The organism is Pseudomonas sp. SWI44 (genome assembly GCF_002947915.1).
In the GTDB taxonomy this organism is placed as follows: Bacteria; Pseudomonadota; Gammaproteobacteria; order Pseudomonadales; family Pseudomonadaceae; genus Aquipseudomonas; species Aquipseudomonas taiwanensis.
In genome coordinates, this window is record NZ_CP026674.1 from 3,924,971 (window position 1) to 3,945,568 (window position 20,598).

Here is a 20,598-nt window from a genome sequence, read left to right on the forward strand (position 1 = left end):
GCCTTCGGCGTCCGATAATAATCCGCGCCCGCAGAGGGCCGTGGCGGCATGCCTGCCGTCCGGCACCGCTAGCCGATCTGCCAGGGCCGGGTGATACACTCGATATGACGCGCATGCGCGCCCGCAGGTCCAGCGATCATGACCCAGATTTCCGAACGCCTTTTGGTTCAGGCCCATCTTGACGCCAAGCAGCCCAACCCGCTGACAGCCGAGCAGGAGGCCGAATACCGTGCGGCCATCGCCGCCGAGCTCAAGGCCCAGAACGCCGTTCTGGTGGCTCACTATTACTGCGACCCGGTCATCCAGGCGCTGGCCGAAGAGACCGGTGGCTGTGTGTCCGACTCGCTGGAAATGGCGCGTTTCGGCAAGAATCACCCGGCCGAAACCGTGGTTGTCGCCGGCGTGCGCTTCATGGGCGAAACGGCCAAGATCCTCACGCCGCAAAAACGCGTGCTGATGCCGACCCTGGAAGCGACCTGCTCGCTCGACCTGGGTTGCCCGGTCGAAGAGTTCTCCGCTTTCTGCGACCAGCACCCCGAACGCACCGTGGTGGTTTACGCCAACACCTCCGCCGCAGTGAAGGCGCGTGCCGACTGGGTGGTGACCTCCAGCTGCGCCCTTGAAATCGTCGAAAGCCTGATGGACAACGGCGAAACCATCATCTGGGGCCCGGACCAGCACTTGGGGCGGTACATCCAGAAGCAGACCGGGGCCGACATGCTGCTGTGGGACGGCGCGTGCATCGTCCATGAAGAATTCAAGTCGCGTCAGCTGGCCGATATGAAAGCGCTTTATCCGGACGCTGCCATTCTGGTTCACCCGGAGTCGCCGGAGTCGGTCATCGAGCTGGCCGATGCGGTAGGTTCCACCAGCCAGTTGATCAAGGCTGCCCAGACCCTACCGAACAAGACCTTCATCGTCGCCACCGACCGCGGCATCTTCTACAAGATGCAGCAGCTGTGCCCAGACAAAGAGTTCGTCGAAGCGCCCACCGCGGGTAACGGCGCCGCTTGCCGCAGCTGCGCACATTGCCCATGGATGGCCATGAACACCCTGGAGCGGGTGCTGGATTGCATGCGCAAGGGCAGCAATGAAATCTTCGTGGACCCAGCGCTGGTGCCGAAGGCGATCAAGCCTTTGAATCGCATGCTGGACTTCACCCAGGCGGCGCGCCTGAAGCTTTCCGGAAATGCTTGAAACCTGATCGTCGGCAAGCCGGCGCCTACAAGTGCTATGCCTGTAGGTGCTGGCTTGGCAGTGATCGGGCGCTCGTCAGCGTCCCATCATGTCCTTGACCATCCGCTGCTGCTCCATCACCTCGCGCTGGCGCTGGTCGATCTGCGCCGCCAACGGGAAGTTGCTGCCCGCACGGCGCTTGGCGTAGTCGAGCTGCTGGATCGCCTGGTCGAAATCGCCCACCAGGGTGAAGTACTCCGCGCGGGCGCGATGCAAGCCAATGGTATTGCCTGACAGTCCGCGAACTTCAGCCACGTCGTACCACACGTCCGGGTCGTCCGGGCGGCTCTTGAGCAGGTCATCCAGAACTTTTTCCGCCTCGGCTGGCTTGCCCTGCTTGACCAGCAGGTCGGCACGCACTTGTTTCAACGGATAATTGCCCGGGTACAAACCGCGCATCCGCTCCACCCGCTGCATGGCATCGGCCAGGCGGTTGTTGGTAATGTCCAGGTCGATCTGCGCCAGGTTGTAGGTGATGTCGTTGGGTGCCTTGGCCAGCAGCGGCTTGAGGTTCTCCCGCGCTTCATTGAGTTGGCCGCCCTTGATCTGCGCCAGGGCCAGGCCATAGCGGGCGGCGTCCATGTTCGGATTTTCGTCGAGCTGGGCGCGGAAGCGCTTGGCTGCAAGGCCTGGGGTGCCTTCGTAGGTCAATGCCACGCGGGCGCGGATCAGTTGGTAGCGCAGGCTGTCTTCCACCCCCCCCTTGGGCGCCTGTTCGGCGCGGTTGCGGGTGTCGGCGATACGCGACTCGGTCACCGGGTGCGTCAGCAGAAATTCGGGTGGCTTGGCATCGTAGCGGTACTGGCGCGCCAGGCGTTCGAACATCGATGGCATGTTGCGCGGGTCGTAGCCAGCTTTCTCGAGGTTCTGGATGCCGATGCGGTCGGCTTCCTGCTCGTTCTGCCGCGAGAAACGCCGTTGCTCCTGAATGGCCGCTGCCTGGGTGCCGGCGATCACGCCGATGCCGGCATCGCCGCCACCACCTGCGGCCAGCACGATACCAGCCAGCAGCGCTGCCATCATCGGCAACTGCATGCGTTGCTGGGCCTCGACGCCGCGGGCGAAGTGGCGCTGGGACAAGTGCGCCAGTTCGTGGGCCAGGACCGAGGCGTATTCGCCTTCGGTCTGGGCATTGAGGAACAGGCCACCGTTGACCCCGACGATGCCGCCAGGCGCTGCAAAGGCGTTGAGTTCGCGGCTGTCGATCAGAATGAACTCAAGGCGTCGGTCTTGCAGTTGGCTGGTTTCGGCCAGCCGGTACACGCTGGTTTCGACGTAGTCTTTGAGTTGTGGGTCGTTCAGCTGGTTGACGTTGCCGCGCAACAGGCTCAGCCAGGCGCGGCCAAGCTGGTGCTCCTGCTGCGGCGAGACGATTGCTGAACTGGCGTCGCCCAGTGACGGCAGGTCGTCGGCGTGGCCGGGAAGGGCCATCAGGCAGGCCAGCGTCAGCAGGGTAGGGCGCAGTAGATTCATGCACGAAGCTCGCGTCGGATCAAAGCCCCTACTGTAGCCCGCTCACACGTTGGCGACCAGTGGCGGTATCCTAGCGAACCTGCCTGACCAAGCCTCTGGAGACGCCTGCAATGAGTGACACCCTGACCTGCGACGCCGAACTCGACGCCAGCGGGCTGAACTGCCCGCTGCCCCTGCTCAAGGCGAAGATGGAGCTTAACCGCCTGGCCAGTGGCGCGGTGCTCAAGGTGGTCGCCACCGATGCCGGCTCGCAGCGCGACTTCCGCACTTTTGCCCAGCTGGCCGGTCATACCCTGCTGCACGAAACGGCCGAGGCCGGCGTCTTCACCTACTGGCTGCGCAAGGCCTGAGTCTCAATCAAGGATCGTCAATGTTCAAAGTGCTTCGCGACTGGATACAGCGCTACTTCTCCGATGAGGAGGCGGTGGTGCTGGCGGTCCTGCTGTTCCTGGCCTTCACGGCGGTGCTGACCCTTGGCGGCATGTTGGCGCCGGTGCTCGCGGGCCTGGTGCTGGCCTTCCTGATGCAGGGGCTGGTCAACGCCCTGGAGCGCCTGCGGGTACCTACGCGGGTGGCGGTAAGCGTGGTGTTCGCGCTGTTCATGGGGGCTTTGGCGGTGGTCCTGCTGGTGCTGGTACCGTTGCTCTGGCACCAGTTGATCACGCTGTTCAACGAGTTGCCGGGGATGTTGGGCAAGTGGCAGTCGCTGTTGCTGCTGTTGCCAGAGCGCTACCCGCACTTGGTCTCGGATGAGCAGGTGTTGCACGCCATCGAGTCGGTGCGCGGTGAAATCGGCAAGTTCGGCCAGTGGGCGCTGACCTTCTCGCTGTCCAGCCTGCCCTTGCTGGTCAACGCCATGATCTACCTGGTGCTGGTGCCGATTCTGGTGTTCTTCTTCCTCAAGGACCGCGAGTTGATCGCCCGCTGGGTCAGCGGTTACCTGCCGCGTCAGCGCAGCCTGCTCAACCGGGTTGGCAGCGAAATGAACCGGCAGATTGCCAATTATATTCGCGGCAAGGGCATCGAGATCCTGATCTGCGGCATTGCCACTTACATTGCCTTCATCAGCCTGGGACTCAACTATGCCGCGCTGCTGGCACTGTTGGTGGGGCTGTCGGTGGTGGTGCCCTATGTCGGAGCGGTGGTGGTGACCGTGCCGGTGACGCTGATTGCACTGTTCCAATGGGGCTGGGGTGATCAGTTCATCTACCTGATGACGGTGTACGCGATCATTCAGGCACTCGATGGCAACGTGCTGGTGCCGTTGTTGTTCTCCGAAGCGGTGAGCCTGCATCCGGTGGCGATCATCTGTGCGGTGTTGCTGTTCGGCGGGTTGTGGGGTTTCTGGGGGATCTTCTTCGCGATCCCGCTGGCGACGTTGATCAAGGCGGTACTGGATGCCTGGCCGCGGCAGGAGCCTAGCGTTTCGCCGATGTTGTAATCTGGGGGGGGGCTGCAGGGCAGCCCCATCAGGCTCAAGCCTTGTTCAATGCCTGGGCCGCCGCCAACACGGCGTCCACATGCCCCGGCACCTTCACCCCACGCCATTCCTGGCGCAGCACACCGTCCTTGTCGATCAGGAAGGTGCTCCGGTCGACGCCCAGGTACTCCTTGCCATACAGCTTCTTCAGCTTGATCACGTCGAACAATTGGCAAAGCGCCTCGTCCTTGTCGCTGATCAGCTCGAACGGGAAGCCCTGCTTGGCCTTGAAATTCTCATGGGACTTGATGCCATCGCGGGAAACACCGAACACCACGGTGTTGGCGGCCTCGAAGGCTGCGTGCTGGTCACGGAAACCCTGGCCTTCGGTGGTGCAGCCCGGCGTGCTGTCCTTCGGGTAGAAGTACAGCACCACTTGGCGGCCCTTGAGCGCAGCGAGGCTCACGGCCTGGCCACTGGTGGCCTGGGCCTGGAAATCGGCGACGGGTTTGTCGAGTTCTACGGCCATGGGAAGCTTCCTTACATGGGGTTCTGTGGGCGCCAAGGCTCGATCAAGGCATCCAGGTTCAGGGCATCGGCGAAGTCGAGGAACTGGTCGCGCAGCCAGCTGATCTGGGTGCCGGCCGGCAGGATCACGGTGAACTGGGCATTGAGCATGCTGCTACCGGTCTGCGGCGCCAGGTAGGTGTCGCAGGTCAAGGCTTCCAGTTCGACGCGGTGGTCAAGGAAGAACTGGCACAGCTCGCTGATGATATCCGGGCGGTAGGCGGCGCTGATGTAGGCGACGTATGGCAGGGCCTGGGGGCGTACCTCCTGGTCGGCGCTGCGCACTACATCGAGGGTCAGGCCGTGTTTCTTGCCCAGGCCCGGCAGCATGGCTTCCAGGCGCGCCAGGGCATCCCAGCTGCCACCGACCTGCAGGACCAGGGCGCTGGTCTCGCCATGGCGGCTCAGGCGCGAGGTGACCACCGCGCAGCGGTTTTCGAAGGCGGCGCGGCTGAGGACATTGGCCAGCTCCATGGGGTTGGGCCCCAGGGCGCTGATGACGAGGAATTGTTCGCGGACGGTGGGGGTGGACATGCAGCATTCCTAAAGCGATGAGCGGTCGGCACAGGACGGGCGAAAGCCTCCGGTCGACAGGGCCCCGGGCTCGCATGCGAGGTCGCGGACGCTGGCGGGGAGCAGGGTCGACGGCCCGGCGGGCCGTGCTGCACCGATCAAAGGATCAAGGGTAGCGAAAACCGACGCGAAGGGGAATGCTCCGCCCGCCTGCTTCGCTTGTGCAAGGCCGATGCCCCCAGTACCATTACCGCTCTCTTTTTCCGGCAGGAGCAGTTACATGATTGCGGGCAGTATGGTGGCATTGGTCACACCCATGGATGCACAAGGGCGTCTTGATTGGGACAGCCTCGACAAACTTGTAGACTTCCACCTGGAAAACGGCACCCATGCGATCGTCGCAGTCGGCACTACCGGTGAGTCGGCCACGCTGGATGTCGAAGAACACATCCTGGTCATCAAGCACGTGGTCGAGCGCGTCAAGCACAGCAAGAAGCCGATTCCGGTCATCGCCGGTACCGGTGCCAACTCCACCGCTGAAGCCGTGCACCTGACCCAGAACGCCAAGAACGCTGGCGCCGACGCCTGCCTGCTGGTGGTCCCGTACTACAACAAGCCGACCCAGGAAGGCCTGTACCAGCACTTCAAGCACATCGCCGAAGCCGTCGACATCCCGCAGATCCTCTATAACGTACCCGGCCGCACCTCCTGCGACATGCAGGCCGAGACCGTGATCCGCCTGTCGAAGGTCAAGAACATCATCGGTATCAAGGAAGCCACTGGCGACCTGCAGCGTGCCAAGGCCATCCTCGATGGCGTCGACAAGGACTTCATCGTCATGTCTGGCGACGACCCGACCGCTGTCGAGCTGATCCTGATGGGCGGCAAGGGCAACATCTCCGTTACCGCCAACGTCGCCCCGCGCGAAATGGCCGACCTGTGCGAGGCCGCCCTTGAGGGCAATGCCGAGAAGGCCCGTGCAATCAACGAAAAACTCATGCCGCTGCACAAAGACCTGTTCTGCGAGTCCAACCCGATCCCGGTGAAATGGGCGCTGGTGGAAATGGGCCTGATGCAGAAGGGCATCCGCCTGCCGCTGACCTGGCTGAGCGAAGGCTGTCACGAAAAAGTCCGTACTGCCTTGCGCCAGTCCGGCGTACTGGTTTAATCGAGGAAGTACACCGCATGAAGCGACTGGCTGGTCTTTCCACGCTCGCCCTGATCATCTCCAGCACCAGTGGTTGTGGCTGGTTGTGGGGCGAGGATGGCTATTTCCGCGACCGCGGCAGCGACTACCTGCAAGCGCACCCGACCGCGCCGATGCAGCTGCCGCCGGACGCCAGCAACGTCAAGCGCCTTGACCCGCTGTTGCCGATCCCCCGCAACGTCGCCGACGACCGCGCCACTGGCGAGTTCGAAGTGCCACGTCCGCAACCACTGACCGCTGCGGCCGAAGCCAGCGACTACAGCCTGCAACGCAGCGGCAACAGCCGTTGGGTGCTGGCCCAGCACTCGCCTGCCGAGGTGTGGCCGGTGGCCCGTCAGTTCTTCGAGGACAATGGTTTCCGCATTGCCGAAGAGCGCCCGCAGACCGGTGAATTCAACACCACCTGGCAGCGCTTCGACGAACTGTCCGCTTCGCTCGGCCAGCGCCTGGCGAGCACCGCCAGCAGCGGCGACAGCGAAGTGCGCGTACGTGTTCGCATGGAACCCGGCGTGCAGCGCAACACCTCCGAGGTGTACGTCGTCAGCGTCGAGCGCCCGGCCGGTAGCACCGCCGAGCCTGACTTCCCGTCCAGCTCCAGCAATACCGGCGCCGATGCCCTGCTGGTCGATGAAATGCTTGCCAGCATGAACCGCAGCGCCGAGAAGGGCGGTTCGGTTTCGCTGCTCGCGGCCCGCGACTTCGATGCTCCGAGCCGCGTCAGTCTGAGCGAAGACGGCAGTGGCAACCCGGTGCTGTACCTGGGCGCCGACCTGGACCGCGCTTGGTCCAGCGTAGGCCGTGCCCTGGAGCAGGGTGGCGAGTGGCGTGTCGAGGACATCAACCGCAGTCTGGGCCTGTACTACATCAACCTGTCGGAAAAGCCTGAAGACAAGCAGAACGAGCCTGGTTTCTTCGGCCGCATGTTCGGCAGCGAGCCAACCAAGGAAGAGCGTGAAGCCCGTGCCGAGCGTTATCAGGTCCGCCTGAGCAAGGTGGGCGAGAGCGTGCAGGTAACGGTCGAGAAGAACATCAACACCGTGGCCCCGGCCGATGTTGCCCGCCGCGTGCTGAGCGCCATTCAGGACCACCTGGGCTAAGTGCGCTTCGCGGTACTCGGAAGCGGCAGCCAGGGAAATGGCACGCTGATCGCCAGTGGTGACACCTTCATCCTGGTCGATTGTGGCTTTTCCCTGCGTGAAACCGAGCGACGCCTGGCGCTGCTCGGTGTGTCGCCGGCCCAGCTGAGCGCGGTGCTGGTGACCCACGAACATGCCGACCACGTGCATGGGGTGGGCTTGCTGTCACGGCGCTACAATGTACCGGTCTACCTCAGCCAGGGCACCTTGCGCGGTTTGCGCAAGCCGGTGGAGGTGGCCGGTTTTCTCGCCTGTGGCGACTGCTTGCGTATCGGCAGCCTGGAAGTCAGCGCGCTGCGGGTCGAGCACGATGCATTCGAACCGTTGCAGTATGTGTTCAGCGATGGGCGCCGACGGTTTGGCATGCTGACCGACCTGGGCTCGTACGACAGGCACCTGGTCGAGCGTTACCAAGGCCTGGATGCATTGCTCATCGAGGCCAACCATTGCCGCGACCTGCTTGCCCGCGGCCATTACCCGCACTTCTTGAAGTTGAGGGTCGGCGGCAGCCAAGGACATTTGAACAACCACCAGGCAGCAAACCTGGTGGCCGAGCTGGGCTGGCAGCACCTGCAACACCTGGTGCTGGCCCACCTCAGCAGCAAGAACAACCTGCCACAACTGGCCCGCCAGTGCTTTGTCGACACCCTTGGGTGCGACCCGGACTGGCTCCAGGTGGCGAATCAGGAACACGGGCTCGACTGGCGTGAAATCGCCTAGCCCAACAACTCAAGCAAGCGGAGCCCTCCATCATGGAAAAACGCGACGAACTCTACCGCGGCAAAGCCAAATCGGTTTACAAGACCGACGACGCCGACCGCTTGATCCTGCTGTTCCGTAACGACACCTCGGCGTTCGACGGCAAGCGTATCGAACAGCTCGACCGCAAAGGCATGGTGAACAACAAGTTCAACGCCTTCATCATGCAGAAACTGGAAGAAGCCGGCGTGCCGACCCAGTTCGACAAGCTGCTGGGCGACAACGAGTGCCTGGTCAAGAAGCTGGACATGATTCCGGTCGAGTGCGTGGTGCGTAACTACGCAGCGGGCAGCCTGGTCAAGCGCCTGGGCGTGGAAGAAGGCATCAAGCTCGAGCCGTCCACCTTCGAGCTGTTCCTGAAGAACGACGAGAAGGGCGACCCGTTCATCAACGAATCCCACGTCGTTGCCTTCGGTTGGGGCACCGCCGAGCAGCTGTCAGAGATGAAAAAGCTGTCGCTAAAGGTCAACGAGGTACTGACCAAGCTGTTTGACGACGCAGGCCTGCTGCTGGTCGACTTCAAGCTGGAGTTCGGCGTGTTCCACGGCCAGATCGTCCTGGGCGACGAGTTCAGCCCCGACGGCTGCCGCCTGTGGGACAAAGAAACCCGTAAGAAGATGGACAAGGACCGCTTCCGCCAGGGTCTGGGCGACGTGATCGAAGCCTACGAAGAAGTTGCCAAGCGCCTGGGCGTGCCGCTGTAAGGCGCATGTTCACGCAAGCGCCTGATACCACGCGATTTTTTTGCAAATAAAGGTTTGCGTTTTCAGAATTCGCTGGTATGATGCGCGGCATTGGAGAGATGCCGGAGTGGTCGAACGGGACGGATTCGAAATCCGTTGTACTGGCAACAGTACCTAGGGTTCAAATCCCTATCTCTCCGCCATACATGTGAAGCGCGAAACCCCTGATTCCTGATAAGGAGTCAGGGGTTTTGTGTTTTTGGGGCGCGTTCAGGGTCCGCGTTTTCCCCGGCCACTGCAGGCCCTGCCATTACGTCTTGTACCCCATCCCTGAAAGACGGCCCCGTCTCGAACGTGGTGGTTGCACCACTTGGGTATTGCGCATTTCCCGAAGTCGGCTAAATTGTACAAAAACCTATACAAAAATTAGGTGTTGTACATGTATTGCGAATGGCCTTTGACGTTGTACTTCGACGGTGCTTGCCCACTGTGCGCCAGGGAAATCGCTTTCCTGCGGCGGCGGTCGACGGGGGGCAGGCTGCTTCTGGTAGACATCGGAGATGCGGATTTCGACCCCGGATCGTTGGGCGTCACTGTCGAGCAACTGAAGGCTTCTTTGCATGGGAGGTTCGCCAATGGGCTATGGGTCACCGGCTTGGACGCGACCCTATGGAGCTGGCGGGCCGCAGGGGTGGGCATGTATGTTGCGCCACTGGCCTGGCGCCCTTTACGCCCACTGCTTGCCGGTTGTTACAGGCTTTTCTGTCGCTTGAGGCCACACTTGGCGTGGCTACCCCATCCCGACGGTGCTCTTCGTTGCACCCGTGAGGCGTCCAAATGTACCCATCGTTAGCTGCGTATTACCGCGACATTCTTATCGGCATTGGAGAAAACCCGCAGCGCGAAGGGCTTTTGGATACGCCTCAGCGTGCGGCAAAAGCAATGCAGCACCTATGCAACGGTTATACCTTGAAGCTTGACGAGGTCATAAACGGTGCTTTGTTCGAGTCTCAGAACGATGAAATGATCGTGGTCCGTGACATTGAGCTTTATTCACTGTGCGAACACCACTTATTGCCATTTATCGGCAAGGCTCATGTCGCCTACCTGCCGACAGGACGGGTGCTCGGCCTATCGAAGGTTGCTCGTGTGGTCGACATGTTCGCGCGTCGTTTGCAGATACAGGAAAACTTAACGCGGCAAATCGCCTGTGCCATCCAGGATATTACCGATGCTGCCGGGGTGGCAGTGGTTATTGAAGCAAAGCATATGTGCATGATGATGCGCGGTGTCGAGAAGCAGAACTCCGTCATGCTGTCATCTGTGATGTTGGGCGAATTTCGCGACTCACCGACGACCCGACAAGAGTTTCTTCAGCTCATCGGGCAGAAATAACTGACACCGGTATGAAAAGAAGCGTCTGGTTGACTGGTCCATTGGGTGCCGGTCGAAGAGGGTCATTCAAATGAATTCAGTATCTACCCCGTTATCGCCCAGCCGCTTTGCTGTCCTTGGTTACGGCGGTTTGCTGCCGTTTATTGGATTAACGTTGCTTGTCCTTTTTTATGCTCAATACCGGTCGTTGTGGTCGGCTATGCTGGTGAGCTATGGCGCTGTGATATTGAGCTTCATCGGCGCCTTGCACTGGGGATTCGCCATGGCCTTGCAGGGTATGCTCGCTGAGCATCGTCGAGCGCGGCTCGTGTGGAGCGTCATACCTGCCCTTGTTGGTTGGGTTAGTACACTTGTCGCCGTGCCATTGGGCTGTTTGATGTTGACTGCCGGTTTTATCGTTCATCTTTGGCAGGACCAGAAATTGGCGCAAGCGTTGCCTCGATGGTACTTGCCGATGCGAGGGTACTTAACCCTTGTGGTGAGCCTCTGCTTGCTGCTCAGCGCATTTGCCGTGTTGTTTGAGTTCTAGCCGATCTACATGGCGGAGCCCGATCGGCTTGCACGAAGACGCAGTGCACGGCGTGCGGGCGGATGTTTTCAGCGCCAGCCCATCATCCAGGTCTCTGAGTCGCGCAGTGTTCGCCAATCTAGCCATTGGCTACGGCCACTGTGCACCGCTTCCAGTTCGACACGCAGCAAGATGCCATCGTCGTCGAGCTCAAGGTCCGTCACCAGGAAGTGCTTTTCTTTATTCTCAGGGTGCCGCGCGGTCCATTTGGAGAGCTTTAATTTCGCGGGTGCAATGCGATTCATCAGGCGGTCCTCCGGTGGGCTGTTGCAGTGTTGATCGAGGCTAAACCTGTACAAGGTCAGAGCACGATATAGTCGCTGTATTGCCGTAAGCCGTCATGGGGCCCTTCGATCAGGTGCACGTAACGGCCGTTCACCCACTCAATCGGCAAACAGTCGTCGACTTCCAGTACCGTATCGATATGCTGCTTGAGCCAGTTTGCCTGCAGGCGTCGTTTGCCCAGACGCTTGGCCTCTGCCTTGTCCCTGGCCACCACCAGCAGGTAACGGTGGGCCTCGCCAAACACCCCGTCCTCGTAGCCTCCAAGGTTGATGAAGAACAGTCGAGGGTCATCCGACCCAGGCGCCGCCTGACTGAACTCGACGCGGTAGTGGTCGACACCGCTGACTTCGATCCACGAGTCGATGTGCAGGCCCTGGCGGCTCCCGAACCAGCCTTGGCACAGTTGTGGGTACGTTTGCTCGAGTGAGTCGGCCTGTGCAAACAGCACGTCGTGTACCTCGATACGTGCCCGTGGATGGCGACCACCGAGCATGACTATGTACAGCATGAGCGAATCCTTCTTTCCGGCTTGGCCTCGTGCGGTGCCCAGGCCGTTGCCTGACCGGGGGCACTGCGCATGGAAATCTATGCAAGTAAGTATAATATCTGTACATGGTGCTATATTTGTACAGAATTATGGGGTGCTGCTCGTTGGGCTGCGGTCGGCGGGCGGCACTGGACGACTGGATGCACCTCATGGATGACGCTCGAACGCAAGCCGACCAGGCGTGGAGAGCGGTCGATCCAACCTATTTTCCGCCACCTGTCCGAGGGTACATCATGAACTTGATCGCGCTTACCCAACTGGTATCGACCGGCGAAGCAAAGGAATTGGAACTGTTGTCGCTGGAGGGTGGCTTCTACGTCCTCCGTGCCTTGACCGACGCCGGTCCCGTGACATTGAGCGATGCCCATGGGCAACCGGTTCGCGTGCGCTCGACGACCGAGCTGCGGCACTTGCTGGCCGACATGCCACCGATTCCCTGCATGTTGGTCCAACAGGTGGTGCACGACGAGATGTGCGGGCAGCGTAACGGCCCCGCTGCGCCGCTGCGTGTCCCGATAACACTGACCAGCCAGTGGTAGCCTGAACGCTGCGCCTGTGCAACGTGATTCACTGTTATCAGGCGGTACACCGCGGACAGGAACACGTCCGCATCCGTGTCAGCGGGTGTCGATTTGCGTCTGCAACTGTCCGCCGACAATGGATAGTTCTTTGAGCTGTTCCCCCTCGCGCAGTACGAATAGCGCGTCCATCCCGCGTTCCTGAGCCAGACGCGGGCCTTCGGTCTCGCCCAGGACCATGAGCGCCGTGGCCCAGGCATCGGCGAGCATGCACGAGGCCGCCACCACGGTGACGGCGGCGAGCGGACTGCACAGCGGCGCGCCGGTGGCCGGGTTCATGGTGTGAGCATAGGACTGACCGGCCACGTCGACCCAGTGTCGATAGTCGCCGGAAGTCGCGATTGAGGCATCACTGAGTTCCATCACGCCCATGACTTCACGCACGCCTCGTTTGGGCTTTTCCAGGGCCACGGCCCAGCTTTGGCCGTCAGGTTTGAGACCGCGGGCGCGCATCTCGCCATCGATACCGACCAGGTAGCGAGTGATACCCAGAGTCTCCAGGCAACGGGCCAGTTCATCCACGCCAAAACCTTTGGCGATGCCACTCAAGTCAAGGTTCAACGGCTCGCGCTTGAGCACCTGATTGCGTTGTGGATCAACCACCAATGCGGCGCTGGCTAACAGCCGGGCGCCCGGCATCAGGGTGCCGATCGCCTGCGCGGTGACCGTCTGCTTCCCTGGGCCGAAGCCCCAGGCGTTCACCAGGTCACCGACAGCGATGTCGAAGGCACCGCCGGATTGCTGGCTGACGTGCAATGCAGCAGTCAGGACCGTTGTCAGTTCCTTGGGCACCGGCACCCATTGCTGCTCGGGGGCTGCATTGAGGCGGTTGAGGTCCGAGTCGGGTTTCCAGGTAGACATCTGCTGATCCACCCGGGCCACGGCGCGGGTCAGGCGCAACCTAACTTCGTCGATATCGAGCCCGGCGGCGGCATAAAAAAGGGCGGTATAGCGGGTACCCATGGTTTCGCCGTTCAGGCTGTAGCGCTTCAGTTCAGTAGACATCTTCACGGTAGCGTCCTTGTGCCCTGAGGGTCAGTACACTGAGGTTAAGCGGCGCCAATACTTCATCAAGGGCCTGCTTGACGCCCTTGGCCATTTCGCGGCTGCCACACACCAGTACTTGGGCACCTTTTTCAAACAGCCTGCGCAAGGCCAGGGCATCGCTGATCAGCCTGTCCTGCACGTAGCTGCGGTCCTGGACCTGAGAAAAGGCGGCTCGCAGTGCCGTTAGGCGGCGGTCGGACAAATATTGGTTGAGCTGCGGTTCGTAGAGAAAGTCCGAGGCTGGGTTGCGGCCGCCCCAATACAAGTGCATCGGGTGTCGGGCCTTGTTGTTGCGGATAAAGCCGGCCAGAGGACCGATACCGGTACCGGCGCCGATCAGGATCACCGGGTGCACGCCCGACGCGGGACGAAATTGCGGGTTGGGCTGGATGAAGGCTTTGATCTGCGCGCCGATGTCCAGGCCATGAAGATACTCCGAGCACTGGCCAGCGGTGTGTTTACGCACACAGATCTCCAACGTGCCGTCTTGGGAACCGCTGGCCAGCGAGTAGAGGCGGGGGATTGGGCTGCCCGGGGGGAAAATCCCTACCAGGTCGCCGGCCAGGAAGCCTGGCAGTTCGCCGCAAGCCTTGAAGCGCAGGATATGGGTAGGTGCGTTCACTTCTTCGCCATAGGTGATCCGCTCTGTCAACTGCAATGAATGGGTACGCGGCTGTTTCGGGGTGTGAACCAGTGCCAACTCCTGTCCCAACACGTCGCTCAACGCGTGGCCCCAGCGAGCGAACTCCTGAGAAGACTGGCGGTTGATGGTTTCCAGTCCCAGCAATGGCGAGCCACCGGCCTGCACCATTGCATCCTGCACTTGGTACGCGTACTGACAGAACTGCGCAAACTGGCGATCGCCCAGGCCCAGCACTGCGAAGGGCAGGCCGGGCTTGAGGCCGGTTTTGGCGAGCCGCGCGAGGAACTGCGAAGCCGAAGCCGGCGCATCGCCGTCTCCGTGGGTCGCTGTGAGGATGAACACCCGTTGGGCATTACGGTAATCGGCCGACCATTCATTCATCGCCGTGCTGTGCACTTGATGGCCACTCTGGTGCAAGGCGTCATGCAAGGTCTTGGCAAAACCCCAGGTGCTGTTGTTTTCACTGCCAACCAGAATCACGCTGTCGGCGGAGTGAGCCGGGCTGTTGTGGCGGATGCTCGGGCCGGCTTTGCGGCGGCGCCACCATAACACTATGCCGGTCACGCTCATCAACGGCACGCAGAGGGCGCATAGCCCCAGCGGCAGGCCCAGCCACCAGAGGCCTTCGCCTGTGTGCAACTGGTAGACCAGTTCGTAGAGGTTGTGCATCGAATCATGCGTTTGATAGGACAGTAAGGCGCCGCTGGCCTGGTCCACATAGCCGTCGCCCTGGCCCGTGCGCAGGGAAAACACATCGTGGGGGTTGCCGGGACTCGGGTAGACCAACTCGCGCAGGTCGTTCAGGTCGGTGGCCTGCAAGGCTTGCAGCTTCGCCACCGGCAAAGCCGGGCCGGCATTGAGGTGAGTGGGGAAGGCGGGTTCATGTTGATTGCCCTCAGCGATCAAACCAAAGGTGGTGGCGGACATATAGAGCCCGGTCAATGCCGACAGCAGCATCCCAAGCAAGGCCAGTCGCCCGACTTCAGCGTGCCAGCGCTGGCTGAAAGTACCCCGCAGCGGCCGCAGCAGGTTGTGCCAGCCACCCAGGCGCCGGGCCAGCAATAGCGCGCCGGACACTGACAACGTCAGTATGAACAGGGCACCGATAGCCGACACTCCATGTCCCGGTGTGCCGAGCAATAACGAGCGGTGCAGGTTTTTCATCCAGCGGGAGAACGCGGATGGTTCGTAAGGGGCGAGGCCTTGGCCGGTCAGAGGGTCGACCTTTTCCGCTCGGGCCTGGCCATTCTGGTTGTAGTAGACGATCACCGTGCCGGACGCTGAGCGTTGGATCTGCTCCACGCCTGTAAAGTGGTTGGCAACGCGATCTGCCAGTTGGGCGACGGTGCGTTCTCCGGCGGAGGTGGACGTGGCGTGTAGGCGTTCCAGCGCTGGCTCGACAGACAGGATCGCGCCGCTCATGGCCAATACCATGACCAACAGCGCGGCGATCAGGCCAGGAAGAGAATGGAACTGGCGAAGCATGTTCAGCCTCCAGCGGTGGCGGGTGTTACAGATCGTAAGTAAAGGTGTCGACGTAGACACTGCCGGCCGCGGGCTTGCCTGAGCCCTTGGACGTCAGGGGTACGCTCACATCGCCGCGGGCGTCACGTTTGTCCTCCACCGCGCTGTCGATGCGAATCTGATACCCGGCATCGATCAGGGTGTCTGCCAGTTCCACGCTGACGTTGAGCGTGCTTCCACTGCCGACACTGGCGCCGCTGACCCCATCGAACTCACTCGGGTTCATGCCGCTGCCACGGGCCCAGTCGCCCAAGTGTTTGTAATATTTGGCCTTCTTGCCGGCTACCCAGAGGGTTTTCTGATATTGGCCATTGGCATCGGTGACGTAGATCGCCAGGTAGGCATCGTTACCGCTGTAGTCCTTGAGTTGTGTGGTCAAGGTCACTTCGCGGGCCTGGGCCAGCGCCGGCAGCGCAATGGCGCCGACGAGGCAGGTTGCTGCAATGATCTTTTTCATGAAAGCGTCCTGTTGATCGTTGGATCGAGAGTCTGGACCTGCTTGCTGACAGCAACCTGAAACTCATCGACAGGTGAGGCGTCGTTCGGCGCGAGGGCTGCGGCCAGGGCGTAACCGCTGACCAGCAGGCTCAACTGCCTGGCATTGGCGATACAATCTGATTTCATGATCTATCTCCTGCCGGGGTCGGTGTCTGTGGCATACCCTAAGGTGCATTCCTGACAACCAGCTGAATCTTCAGATTCACGTCAGCTAGGACGATTAAGGTGCCGCCCGACAACCATCACAGGAGGTGTCAGATGCGAGTTCTATTGGTCGAGGACGCTCCAGGCTTGGGGGAAGCGGTGCGCGAGCAGATTGCCGATGACGGCCACGCCGTCGATTGGGTGCAGCGCCTGGATCACGCACGCACTAGCGTCCGTACTACGCCTTACGACTTGATTCTGCTGGACCTGATGCTCCCGGATGGGCTTGGCCTGGATTTTCTGCGTCAACAACGCTCGGCAGGGGAGGTGACGCCGGTGATCATCCTGACCGCACAGGACCAGATATCCGATCGTATCGCGGGTCTCAATGCCGGTGCCGATGACTACCTGGTTAAACCGTTCGACCTGTTTGAGCTCTCGGCCCGTGTAGCGGCGGTGGCCCGACGTTATAGCGGCAACCCCAATCCACAGATCAAGCTCGGCGACTTGCAGGTCGACATGAGTGCCCGTACGGTGCAGCGCAGCGGTGCGACGGTGGACCTCACGGCGCGGGAGTGGGCGCTGTTCGAGGCGTTTGTACAACGCCCCGGTGCGCTGCTGTCCAAATCGCAGCTTGAAGAGCGGCTGTATGCCTTCGGCGCCGAAATCGAAAGCAATACCATCGAGGTCTACATCAGCCGCCTACGTAAAAAACTTGGGCGCGACCTGATTGAAACCGTGCGGGGCATGGGCTACCGGTTGATGTCCGCATGAAGCCGTCTTCGAGCCTGCAAATACGTCTCGGCCTGGGGCTAACCCTGGGAATGACTTTACTCTGGCTGCTGGCGACAGTTGGTGCCTGGCTGGTGGTGCGACACGAGTTGAACGAAGCGTTCGACGGCGCGTTGGAAGAGACAGCGCAACGCATCCTGCCTTTGGTCGAGCTGGAAATCAGCAATCGGCAAGCGCCTCGGACTGCGCAGCACGTTGCGACCCTGAAAATGCACAAGGAATACCTGACGTACCTGGTGCGCGATGCCAAGGGCAAGATTCTGATGCAGTCTCACGACGCCAATCCGGAGATCTTCAATCGACAACCCACCGAAGGTTTTTCCACTTCTGAAAAGTACCGACTGTATGGCGCCAGTGCACTGCGCCAGACGTTGTTCATCGAGATTGCCGAACCGCTTGGTCACCGTCGCGAAGCCGCGCGGGAGGCCTTGTTTGCGTTGTTGTTGCCTTTGTTGGTGTTGATTCCTATCAGCCTGCTGGGCACCTGGTTATTTGTGCGTTTCAGCCTTGGCAGCGTGCTGGCTTACCGCCGTGCTATCGAAGCGCGTGGTGTGGGTGATCTGTCGCCGATCAAGGTGGAGCACCTGCCGGCTGAAATCGATCCGCTGGCTGAGGCGGTCAATCACCTGCTGGAGCGCTTGCGCAATGCCCTGGAGGCCGAGCGCAGCTTTACCGCCAACAGTGCCCACGAACTACGCACACCGTTGGCCTCGACCCTGGCGCAGATCCAGCGGTTACACCGTGAAGCGCCCGACGGTCCATTGCGAAGGCGTGCGCAGAAGATCGAGAACGCGTTGCGCGAGCTTTCACGGCTTTCAGAAAAACTCATGCAGCTGGCCAAAGCCGAGGGCGGCGGGCTGTTGTCCGAAACGCCACAGGACCTGATTCCATTGCTTGCCCACGGAGTGGACGAGTGGAACCAACGCAGCGGGCAGCGCATTGAGTTGCAACTGCCAAGCCAGACGGGTGTCTACTCGATCATCGACCCGGACGCCTTTGGCATTCTGCTGCGCAACCTGATTGAAAATGCGCTGAAGTATGGAGCAACGGACCAACCGGTCGAAGTCAGCCTGACCGAACAAGCACAGCTACGGGTTATCAATAGCGGCCCAACGGTGCCGAAGTCTACCTTGGAGCACCTGACCGAGCGTTTTGTGCGCGGTCACAGTGAGATCAGTGGTTCTGGACTGGGCTTGGCGATTGCCAAAACCATCGTGCAGGGGGTGAATGCCAGAATGAAATTGCGCTCCCCGGCAACAGGTCGAGAAGACGGGTTTGAAGTCTGCATCTGGTTACCGCTTGCCCCCAACCTAAAAGACTGAGATGTCACCGGCGTTCTATTGGTACCATGAATCAGCCCTTGCCGGGAGCACATCACGCCTTGGAAAACGGTAGGTTTTCTGGGGCTTTTCCGTGCTGCGGTCTGAATGTTTTATCCTCCCCAGCGCAGCTTCCTCCAGCAGCGCCTTGGCCATTGGGTCCAGGTCATGCGAGGCCCGGATGAGCGTTCATCGCTGTCCATCGTGCACGCGAGGGGCATGTCCCTTACGTAGCCCAACAGCCTCTGGTGCGGGGGTGATGGCGTCCGATCGCAAGCTGCGCCAGCTCCCACAGGTTCACCGTGGGAGCCCTTTTCAGGATCTTCAATGAGAATGCCGTGGCACTCCGCCCGTCCTGGCGATCACACGCATGTGCAGCGTCGCCGGCTCCAGGCAGCCGCCGGTGGACAACTGCCCAACGAGTTGGCGATAGAGCTCCTGCCATGGTGTCTGCGAGGCAGGGATGTTCGGCGTCCAGGCTGCACGCCGGCGTGCCACCTCTTCGTCGTCCACCAGAAGGTCGACGCGCCGCTGGTTGAGGTCCACCCGTAGCCAGTCGTTGGTCTGCAGCAGCGCCAGGCCACCGCCGACGGCTGCCTCCGGTGACATGTTGAGGATCGAAGGGCTGGCCGACGTACCGCTCTGGCGTCCGTCCCCCAGACACGGCAGCGAGTCGATGCCTTTCTTGATCAGCGCGGCAGGTGGCGCCATGTTGACCACCTCGGCGCTGCCTGGGTAACCCACGGTGCCGGCGCCACGAATCACCAGAATGCAACGCTCGTCGATGTCCAGTTCAGGGTCGTCGATGCGGGCGTGGTAGTCCTCTGGCCCCTCGAACACGATGGCCCTGGCCTCGAAGCTGTTCTCCTTGCCGGGTTCGGCCAGATAGGTCTTGCGGAAGGCTTCACCGACGACCGACATCTTCATGATCGCACTGTCGAAGAAGTTGCCGCTGAGCACGATGAATCCGGCGTTGTGCTTGAGCGGGGCATCGAACGGGAGAATGACTTCGCGATTGCTGGTGACTGCATCGCGAACCACCTCGCCGATGGTCTTGCCGCTGACTGTCGCGCATGCCTCGTGCAGACGGCCGGCCTTGCGCAGTTCGTGCATCACCGCCGGTACGCCGCCCGCGCGGTGGAAGCCTTCACCCAGGTATTTGCCCGCCGGCATGCAGTTGACCAGCAGCGGCACGTCCTCTCCGATGCGCTGCCAGTCGTCCAGCGACAGCTCGATCCCCATGTGCCGGGCGATAGCGATCAGGTGCGGCGGACAGTTGCTCGAAGCGCCCAGGGCCGAAGCCACGGCAATGGCATTCTCGAACGCCTCGCGGGTCATGATCGACGACGGGCGTACGTCCTGCATCACCAGCTCGCAGATGCGTCGGCCGGTGGCATAGGCCATCTGCCCGCGTTCGCGGTAGGGCGCGGGGATGCTTGCACAGCCTGGCAGCGACATGCCCAGTGCCTCGGCCAGGGCGTTCATCGACAGTGCCGTGCCCATGGTGTTGCAGTGGCCAACCGACGGCGAGGCGGCGGTCGTCATCTCCATGAAACCTTCGTAGTCGATTTCGCCCGCGGCCATCAGGTTGCGCGCATGCCACAACACCGTGCCCGACCCGATCAGCTGGCCCTTGTGGTGGCCATCGAGCATAGGCCCACCGGAGAGCACGATGGCTGGCATGTCCGTGGTGGCAGCGGCCATCAGGCAGGCCGGTGTGGTCTTGTCGCAGCCGGTGGTCAGCACGACGCCATCCAGCGGGTAGCCGTGGAGGATTTCCACCAGGCCCAGGTAGGCGAGATTACGGTCCAGCGCGGCGGTTGGTCGGCGGCTCTGCTCGGCGATCGGGTGCACCGGAAACTCCATGGGGATCCCTCCAGCATCGCGAATCCCCGCCTTGACCCGTTGGGCCAGTTCCAGGTGGTGGCGGTTGCAAGGCGTCAGGTCGCTGCCGGTCTGGGCGATGCCGATGATCGGCCGCCCGGATTGCAGTTCGTCGCGGGTCAGGCCGTAGTTCATGTAGCGCTCGACGTACAGCGCGGTCATGTCGGCGTGGCTCGGGTCGTCGAACCATTGCTGGCTGCGCAACGGGCGTTTCAGGGTATCGGTCATGTCATTCTCTCTTGTATTTATGGGCACCGGTCGGCGTTGCAACACGCTGGCCTGGGCAAGGCTGGGCACCCCTGAGACGGTGCTGCCAATCGCGTTATCAAGGGCGGCGAGGTCGCGGCCACGGGTCTCGGTCGACAGCCAGGTGCCGATCA

General features: G+C 61.5%; 23 protein-coding genes and 1 tRNA gene. 14 read left to right on the forward strand and 10 right to left on the reverse strand.

The annotated features are described in order from the left end of the window. The first annotated feature begins 138 nt into the window (after positions 1-138). A complete protein-coding gene (gene nadA / locus C4Q26_RS18465; protein ID WP_104883378.1) occupies positions 139-1,197 on the forward strand; it encodes a quinolinate synthase NadA in 1,059 nt (352 codons plus the stop codon). Positions 1,198-1,272: 75 nt separating this feature from the next. On the opposite strand, the gene C4Q26_RS18470 is transcribed toward nadA, so the two are convergent. Then, positions 1,273-2,709, reverse strand: a complete 1,437-nt coding sequence (locus C4Q26_RS18470) for a M48 family metalloprotease (RefSeq protein WP_023381879.1) — start codon at positions 2,707-2,709, stop codon at positions 1,273-1,275. 110 nt (positions 2,710-2,819) lie between these two features. Here C4Q26_RS18470 and C4Q26_RS18475 point away from each other — a divergent pair, with 110 nt between their 5' ends. Both C4Q26_RS18475 and C4Q26_RS18480 read left to right on the forward strand, forming a co-directional pair. Next, positions 2,820-3,059: a sulfurtransferase TusA family protein gene (locus C4Q26_RS18475; RefSeq protein WP_023381878.1), complete on the forward strand. Its 240-nt coding sequence runs from the start codon at positions 2,820-2,822 to the stop codon at positions 3,057-3,059. 20 nt (positions 3,060-3,079) lie between these two features. Then, the gene (locus C4Q26_RS18480; RefSeq protein WP_023381877.1) at positions 3,080-4,150 is read left to right on the forward strand and encodes an AI-2E family transporter; all 1,071 of its coding nucleotides are present in this window, start codon (positions 3,080-3,082) and stop codon (positions 4,148-4,150) included. A 34-nt stretch (positions 4,151-4,184) separates the two neighbouring features. Here the strand turns inward: C4Q26_RS18480 and C4Q26_RS18485 are convergent, their stop codons facing one another. Both C4Q26_RS18485 and C4Q26_RS18490 read right to left on the reverse strand, forming a co-directional pair. Further along, on the reverse strand, positions 4,185-4,658 hold the full coding sequence (locus C4Q26_RS18485; RefSeq protein ID WP_023381876.1) for a peroxiredoxin: 474 nt from the start codon (positions 4,656-4,658) through the stop codon (positions 4,185-4,187). A gap of 11 nt (positions 4,659-4,669) precedes the next feature. After that, entirely contained in the window at positions 4,670-5,230 is a 561-nt protein-coding gene (locus C4Q26_RS18490; protein ID WP_023381875.1) for a glycine cleavage system protein R, read from the reverse strand. A 259-nt stretch (positions 5,231-5,489) separates the two neighbouring features. Between C4Q26_RS18490 and dapA the strand changes: the two genes are divergently transcribed. The 8 genes from dapA (at position 5,490) to C4Q26_RS18530 (ending at position 10,918) form a co-directional block, all read left to right on the forward strand. Then, positions 5,490-6,377 carry a 4-hydroxy-tetrahydrodipicolinate synthase gene (dapA, locus tag C4Q26_RS18495; RefSeq protein WP_023381874.1) on the forward strand — a complete coding sequence of 296 codons (888 nt, stop codon included), beginning with the start codon at positions 5,490-5,492 and terminating at the stop codon, positions 6,375-6,377. 17 nt (positions 6,378-6,394) lie between these two features. Further along, complete coding sequence (bamC, locus tag C4Q26_RS18500; RefSeq protein WP_023381873.1) at positions 6,395-7,513, forward strand: outer membrane protein assembly factor BamC; 1,119 nt, start codon at positions 6,395-6,397, stop codon at positions 7,511-7,513. Continuing rightward, on the forward strand, positions 7,514-8,272 hold the full coding sequence (locus C4Q26_RS18505; RefSeq protein WP_027907408.1) for an MBL fold metallo-hydrolase: 759 nt from the start codon (positions 7,514-7,516) through the stop codon (positions 8,270-8,272). 32 nt (positions 8,273-8,304) lie between these two features. Then, a complete protein-coding gene (gene purC / locus C4Q26_RS18510; protein ID WP_104883379.1) occupies positions 8,305-9,015 on the forward strand; it encodes a phosphoribosylaminoimidazolesuccinocarboxamide synthase in 711 nt (236 codons plus the stop codon). 92 nt (positions 9,016-9,107) lie between these two features. Beyond that, a tRNA-Ser gene (locus tag C4Q26_RS18515) sits at positions 9,108-9,197 on the forward strand. 236 nt (positions 9,198-9,433) lie between these two features. Next, positions 9,434-9,847, forward strand: coding sequence for a thiol-disulfide oxidoreductase DCC family protein (locus tag C4Q26_RS18520; RefSeq protein ID WP_023381808.1), 414 nt, complete (start codon positions 9,434-9,436; stop codon positions 9,845-9,847). Further along, complete coding sequence (gene folE / locus C4Q26_RS18525; RefSeq protein ID WP_023381807.1) at positions 9,832-10,389, forward strand: GTP cyclohydrolase I FolE; 558 nt, start codon at positions 9,832-9,834, stop codon at positions 10,387-10,389. Before C4Q26_RS18520 ends, folE begins: the two co-directional genes overlap by 16 nt. 70 nt (positions 10,390-10,459) lie before the next feature. Continuing rightward, on the forward strand, positions 10,460-10,918 hold the full coding sequence (locus C4Q26_RS18530; protein WP_104881360.1) for a DUF3429 domain-containing protein: 459 nt from the start codon (positions 10,460-10,462) through the stop codon (positions 10,916-10,918). Positions 10,919-10,986: 68 nt separating this feature from the next. On the opposite strand, the gene C4Q26_RS18535 is transcribed toward C4Q26_RS18530, so the two are convergent. Next, complete coding sequence (locus C4Q26_RS18535; RefSeq protein ID WP_023381805.1) at positions 10,987-11,202, reverse strand: TIGR02450 family Trp-rich protein; 216 nt, start codon at positions 11,200-11,202, stop codon at positions 10,987-10,989. A gap of 56 nt (positions 11,203-11,258) precedes the next feature. Further along, positions 11,259-11,750, reverse strand: coding sequence for a DUF1543 domain-containing protein (locus tag C4Q26_RS18540; RefSeq protein ID WP_023381804.1), 492 nt, complete (start codon positions 11,748-11,750; stop codon positions 11,259-11,261). Positions 11,751-12,022: 272 nt separating this feature from the next. On the opposite strand from C4Q26_RS18540, the gene C4Q26_RS18545 reads away from it, so the two are divergent. After that, the gene (locus C4Q26_RS18545; RefSeq protein WP_023381803.1) at positions 12,023-12,328 is read left to right on the forward strand and encodes a DUF6482 family protein; all 306 of its coding nucleotides are present in this window, start codon (positions 12,023-12,025) and stop codon (positions 12,326-12,328) included. Positions 12,329-12,406: 78 nt separating this feature from the next. Here the strand turns inward: C4Q26_RS18545 and C4Q26_RS18550 are convergent, their stop codons facing one another. The 4 genes from C4Q26_RS18550 to C4Q26_RS27905 are packed head-to-tail and all read right to left on the reverse strand — an operon-like array spanning position 12,407 to position 16,205. Further along, positions 12,407-13,372, reverse strand: a complete 966-nt coding sequence (locus C4Q26_RS18550) for an FAD:protein FMN transferase (protein WP_104883380.1) — start codon at positions 13,370-13,372, stop codon at positions 12,407-12,409. Then, complete coding sequence (locus C4Q26_RS18555; RefSeq protein ID WP_104883381.1) at positions 13,362-15,542, reverse strand: PepSY domain-containing protein; 2,181 nt, start codon at positions 15,540-15,542, stop codon at positions 13,362-13,364. The genes C4Q26_RS18550 and C4Q26_RS18555 overlap by 11 nt, the downstream gene beginning before the upstream one ends. A gap of 25 nt (positions 15,543-15,567) precedes the next feature. Beyond that, a complete protein-coding gene (locus tag C4Q26_RS18560; RefSeq protein WP_023381799.1) occupies positions 15,568-16,038 on the reverse strand; it encodes a DUF2271 domain-containing protein in 471 nt (156 codons plus the stop codon). Continuing rightward, positions 16,035-16,205 carry a hypothetical protein gene (locus C4Q26_RS27905; RefSeq protein WP_155950781.1) on the reverse strand — a complete coding sequence of 57 codons (171 nt, stop codon included), beginning with the start codon at positions 16,203-16,205 and terminating at the stop codon, positions 16,035-16,037. Before C4Q26_RS27905 ends, C4Q26_RS18560 begins: the two co-directional genes overlap by 4 nt. A gap of 132 nt (positions 16,206-16,337) precedes the next feature. Between C4Q26_RS27905 and C4Q26_RS18565 the strand changes: the two genes are divergently transcribed. Further along, positions 16,338-16,997: a response regulator transcription factor gene (locus C4Q26_RS18565; RefSeq protein WP_023381798.1), complete on the forward strand. Its 660-nt coding sequence runs from the start codon at positions 16,338-16,340 to the stop codon at positions 16,995-16,997. Beyond that, entirely contained in the window at positions 16,994-18,337 is a 1,344-nt protein-coding gene (locus C4Q26_RS18570; RefSeq protein ID WP_041925532.1) for an ATP-binding protein, read from the forward strand. Before C4Q26_RS18565 ends, C4Q26_RS18570 begins: the two co-directional genes overlap by 4 nt. A gap of 321 nt (positions 18,338-18,658) precedes the next feature. On the opposite strand, the gene C4Q26_RS18575 is transcribed toward C4Q26_RS18570, so the two are convergent. Then, positions 18,659-20,446: an IlvD/Edd family dehydratase gene (locus C4Q26_RS18575; protein WP_027907413.1), complete on the reverse strand. Its 1,788-nt coding sequence runs from the start codon at positions 20,444-20,446 to the stop codon at positions 18,659-18,661. Positions 20,447-20,598: the final 152 nt, after the last annotated feature.

Coding starts and splice junctions, on each gene's coding strand:
- C4Q26_RS18555 (WP_104883381.1), bottom strand. CDS start 15,542: ATGCTTCGCCAGTTCCATTCTCTTCCTGGCCTGATCGCCGCGCTGTTG.
- C4Q26_RS18565 (WP_023381798.1), top strand. CDS start 16,338: ATGCGAGTTCTATTGGTCGAGGACGCTCCAGGCTTGGGGGAAGCGGTG.
- C4Q26_RS18475 (WP_023381878.1), top strand. CDS start 2,820: ATGAGTGACACCCTGACCTGCGACGCCGAACTCGACGCCAGCGGGCTG.
- folE (WP_023381807.1), top strand. CDS start 9,832: ATGTACCCATCGTTAGCTGCGTATTACCGCGACATTCTTATCGGCATT.
- nadA (WP_104883378.1), top strand. CDS start 139: ATGACCCAGATTTCCGAACGCCTTTTGGTTCAGGCCCATCTTGACGCC.
- C4Q26_RS18530 (WP_104881360.1), top strand. CDS start 10,460: ATGAATTCAGTATCTACCCCGTTATCGCCCAGCCGCTTTGCTGTCCTT.
- C4Q26_RS18535 (WP_023381805.1), bottom strand. CDS start 11,202: ATGAATCGCATTGCACCCGCGAAATTAAAGCTCTCCAAATGGACCGCG.
- C4Q26_RS18490 (WP_023381875.1), bottom strand. CDS start 5,230: ATGTCCACCCCCACCGTCCGCGAACAATTCCTCGTCATCAGCGCCCTG.
- C4Q26_RS18560 (WP_023381799.1), bottom strand. CDS start 16,038: ATGAAAAAGATCATTGCAGCAACCTGCCTCGTCGGCGCCATTGCGCTG.
- C4Q26_RS18520 (WP_023381808.1), top strand. CDS start 9,434: ATGTATTGCGAATGGCCTTTGACGTTGTACTTCGACGGTGCTTGCCCA.
- C4Q26_RS18540 (WP_023381804.1), bottom strand. CDS start 11,750: ATGCTGTACATAGTCATGCTCGGTGGTCGCCATCCACGGGCACGTATC.
- C4Q26_RS18485 (WP_023381876.1), bottom strand. CDS start 4,658: ATGGCCGTAGAACTCGACAAACCCGTCGCCGATTTCCAGGCCCAGGCC.
- C4Q26_RS18550 (WP_104883380.1), bottom strand. CDS start 13,372: ATGTCTACTGAACTGAAGCGCTACAGCCTGAACGGCGAAACCATGGGT.
- bamC (WP_023381873.1), top strand. CDS start 6,395: ATGAAGCGACTGGCTGGTCTTTCCACGCTCGCCCTGATCATCTCCAGC.
- C4Q26_RS18470 (WP_023381879.1), bottom strand. CDS start 2,709: ATGAATCTACTGCGCCCTACCCTGCTGACGCTGGCCTGCCTGATGGCC.
- dapA (WP_023381874.1), top strand. CDS start 5,490: ATGATTGCGGGCAGTATGGTGGCATTGGTCACACCCATGGATGCACAA.
- C4Q26_RS18575 (WP_027907413.1), bottom strand. CDS start 20,446: ATGACCGATACCCTGAAACGCCCGTTGCGCAGCCAGCAATGGTTCGAC.
- C4Q26_RS18570 (WP_041925532.1), top strand. CDS start 16,994: ATGAAGCCGTCTTCGAGCCTGCAAATACGTCTCGGCCTGGGGCTAACC.
- C4Q26_RS18480 (WP_023381877.1), top strand. CDS start 3,080: ATGTTCAAAGTGCTTCGCGACTGGATACAGCGCTACTTCTCCGATGAG.
- C4Q26_RS27905 (WP_155950781.1), bottom strand. CDS start 16,205: ATGAAATCAGATTGTATCGCCAATGCCAGGCAGTTGAGCCTGCTGGTC.
- C4Q26_RS18545 (WP_023381803.1), top strand. CDS start 12,023: ATGAACTTGATCGCGCTTACCCAACTGGTATCGACCGGCGAAGCAAAG.
- purC (WP_104883379.1), top strand. CDS start 8,305: ATGGAAAAACGCGACGAACTCTACCGCGGCAAAGCCAAATCGGTTTAC.